2 protein-coding genes are annotated in these 3,518 nt (G+C 74.6%); one reads left to right on the forward strand and one right to left on the reverse strand.

The features are described 5' to 3' along the window. Positions 1 to 1,257: 1,257 nt before the first annotated feature. Entirely contained in the window at positions 1,258 to 2,694 is a 1,437-nt protein-coding gene (locus ACFCX4_RS35355; RefSeq protein ID WP_376151430.1) for an MFS transporter, read from the reverse strand. A gap of 120 nt (positions 2,695 to 2,814) precedes the next feature. On the opposite strand from ACFCX4_RS35355, the gene ACFCX4_RS35360 reads away from it, so the two are divergent. Then, positions 2,815 to 3,408: a helix-turn-helix domain-containing protein gene (locus ACFCX4_RS35360; protein ID WP_376151432.1), complete on the forward strand. Its 594-nt coding sequence runs from the start codon at positions 2,815 to 2,817 to the stop codon at positions 3,406 to 3,408. The last annotated feature ends 110 nt before the right edge of the window (positions 3,409 to 3,518 follow it).

Consider the following 3,518-nt stretch of genomic DNA (forward strand, 5'->3'; position numbering starts at 1 on the left):
TTGTTTGTTTTCTGGTGGGCTGGTTTTTTTTTATATGACCCGGGCACCCGCCCCCCCCGGACGGCCTCCCCCCCCCCCCCCCCCGCGCTGTATGTCGGCCCCCCCGACTTCCTGCGCCCCACCTAGCCACCCCACTCGGCCCCGTACGGGAACTCGGCCCTGCCCCACGCGGCAAGCCGCCCCCGCCGGTTTCCCGCACCCCGCCGGGCACCCCACCCTGCACCAGAAGTCGGCCCCGCCGACTTCCTGCTCGGCCCAACGAGGCCAAGCCGAACAACCCACCATGGGAGATCGATCTCCCTCCCGCGCGTGCCCGCCCACCCCACGTGGGAAGTCGGCCTCGCCGACTTCCCATGCACCACAGCACCCTGACCACCGGCCCGCAGCGCCCCGACCCTCACCCGAGGCGGGCCTCCGGCCGCCCTTCGCCGCACGAGAAGTCGGCCCCGCCGACTTCCTGTGCGCGATGGCCCGGCGGCACTGCACCGTGACGTTCGGGCAGTTCGCGACTCCCCTTCCCGCGCACCGGAGAGGCCCGTCCAGCGTGGGCCCGACCCGTGTCCGGTGTGGGCCTCCGGCTGCCCTTCGCCGCGCGAGAAGTCGGCCCCGCCGACTTCCTGTGCGAGGCGGGGGCAGTGCGGCGCTGCTCCGCGACGCTGGGTCGGCTCGACGGATGTCGGCGGGCGGTACTCCGGGCGGTGCCCGAGGTGGGCTGCATGAGAAGTCGGCCCCGCCGACTTTCTGTGCAGCAGAGCGATCGAGCGGGGATCCGTGGTGCCGGGGCCTGTGCCGGGGCCTGTGCCGGGGGCGGGGGCGGGGGCGGGGGCGGGCCGCAGTGTCTTCGTTCGCGCAGGAGGTCGGACCCGCCGATTTCCTGTGTGGGTCGGGGTTCTTTGGTCGGGCTGGGGGTCGGTCGGCGGGGGTGCGGGCTGCATGGGAAGTCGGGCCGGCCGACTTTCCGTGCAGCGGGGCAGCCGATTGAGTGTGGGTACGGGACGCCTGGGCCGCGTTGAGGGCGGGCCACCGTGCGTGGAAAGTCGGACCCGCCGACTTTCCGCGCAAGGCGGGGTGTGCTGGAACAGTTCGGTGGTGGCGGGGCAGCCCGGCAGGGGCCGACCGGTGGCGCCTCGGGTGCCTGGGCACCGGAAGTCGGCGGGGCCGACTTCCCACGCGACGCAAGGGTGGCCCAACGGGGATCGGCACCATGGCACTGCGGGCCCCTGCGGTGCACGGGAAGTCGGACCCGCCGGCTTTCTGTCAGGCGCGGCGGGGGGCTGTGCGGGCGACCAGGAAGAGGAACAGGCCACAGGCCGTGACGACCAGCCATCCCGGGCGGGAGGCGGCGGAGAGGGCGGCCGGGTCCGCGCCGGCGAGCAGGCCGCCCGCGATGGCGATGCCGACGGCGGAGCCGAGCTGGCGGGCCGTCGAGGTGATCGCCCCGGCCACTCCGGCGCGGTCCGCCGGCAGGCCGCCGACGGCCGTGTTGGTGATCGGCGCGTTCGCGAAGCCGAAGCCGGTGCCCAGCAGCAGGAGGGCGACCAGCAGCAGCGGCACGTCGGCCGGTCCGGCGGGCCGGGTGTCGTCGCCGAGGAACGTCCGCAGCAGCAGGAGCGCACCGGCGGTGGTGGTGAAGCAGGCCGAGAACAGCAGCGGCCGATGCGGTCCGACCCGGGCCACCAGCACGCCGGCCAGCGGTGCGCACACCGTCGCCCCCACCGCCAGCGGCAGCGCGGCCAGTCCGGCCGCGAGCGGTGTCCACGCCCGCGCGTGCTGGAGCTGGAAGGTGGTGAGCAGCAGGGTCACCGAGAGCGCGATGAACACCGCCACCGCGCCCAGCACGGCGGCGGTGAACACCGGGCGCCGGAACAGGCCGAGGTCCATCAGCGGTTCGGCCCGGCGGCGTTCGACGAGGACGAACCCGCCCGTCGCCGCGACCACGACCACGTACCCGGTGAGCGTCAGGGGCGAGGCCCAGCCGAGCCGAGGGCCCTCGATCAGCACGGCGACCGTCGCGGACACGGCCACGGTGAGCAGGAACTGCCCGGGCAGGTCGAGCCGCCGGGCCCGCGGGGCGCGGGACTCGGGCACGAAGAGCACGCTCAGCACCACGGCCGCCACCACCACCGGTACGTTCACCCAGAACACCGAACGCCAGCCGAACGCCGCGACCAGCGCACCGCCGGTCACCGGCCCGGCCGCCATGCTGAGCCCGAACACGGAGGCCCAGACGCCGATCGCGCGGGCCCGTTCCCGGGGGTCGGGCATCGCGTTGACCACGATGGCCAGTGCCACCGGGGTGAGCATCGACGCGCCCACGCCCTGGAAGGCGCGGGCCGCGACCAGCGCGCCGGTCGACGGTGCGAGCGCGCAGGCGAGGGAGGCGAGTCCGAAGACCAGCAGCCCGCACTGGAAGACCCGACGGCGTCCGAAGCGGTCGGCGATGGCGCCGGCCGAGATCAGCAGGCTGGCCAGGACCACGGTGTAGGCGTCGACGATCCATTCGAGGTCACGGGTGCCGACGTGCAGGCCCCGGCCGATCGCCGGCAGACCGACGTTGACGATCGTGGTGTCGAGGCCGACCAGGAACAGGCTCAGCGCGCAGACGACCAGCACGGTCCAGCGTCGGCGGGCGGAGAGCCGGGGCGGGGGAGGGGACGGGGTGGCGGGGGTGATCGGGGTCGTCGAGGTGGTCATGGGGTGGGCGCGCCTTCCGGTCGGATCTTCGTACCGGAAGCCCATGGTGGCGGTGGGGAGCGCGGCGGCACAGGGGCCTTGCGGAAACCGCAAGGCGGTGGACCGGGCAGAATCGCCCCCATGGACGCCGACCCCGCCCCCGCCGACGACGTCACGGAGATCATCGCCGCCATCGGGCCGCGGCTGCGCGCGCTGCGGCTGGGCCGGGGGCTCACCCTGGACGCCCTCGCCACCGCCACGAACATCTCGGTGAGCACGCTCTCCCGCCTGGAGTCCGGCCTCCGGCGTCCGACGCTCGATCTGCTCATCCCGCTGGCCCGCGCCCACCGCGTCGCCCTGGACCACCTGATCGAAGCCCCCGTCACCGGAGACCCCCGCCTCCACCTGCGGCCGCGGCAGCGCGACACCGGCAGCGTCCTGGTCCCGCTCACCCAGTACCCGGGGCGGGTGCAGGTGTTCAAGCAGGTCCTCGCCCCGCGCGAGCCGAAGCTCGTCAGCCACCACGGGTACGAGTGGCTCTACGTCCTCGCCGGTGAGCTGCGGCTACTGGTCGGCGAGCGCGAGTACACCCTCCGGCCGGGCGAGGCCGCCGAGTTCGACACCGCCGAACCCCACTGGTTCGGCCCGGCGGGCCCGGAAGCCGTCGAGATCCTCCACCTCTTCGGCCCCCGGGGTGACCACGCCGTGCTCCGCACCGGCGCTGCGCCCGCGTAGGAAGTCGGCCGGTCCGACTTCCTGTGTGGGGTGAGGTGGGGTGGTTGCGGCTCCAGGGTGGGGCGTGGGGGGGGGGGGGGGGCGGCCGTCGGACCGGGGGGGGGGGGGGT

Source organism: Kitasatospora sp. NPDC056327 (assembly GCF_042261735.1).
GTDB lineage: Bacteria > Actinomycetota > Actinomycetes > Streptomycetales > Streptomycetaceae > Kitasatospora.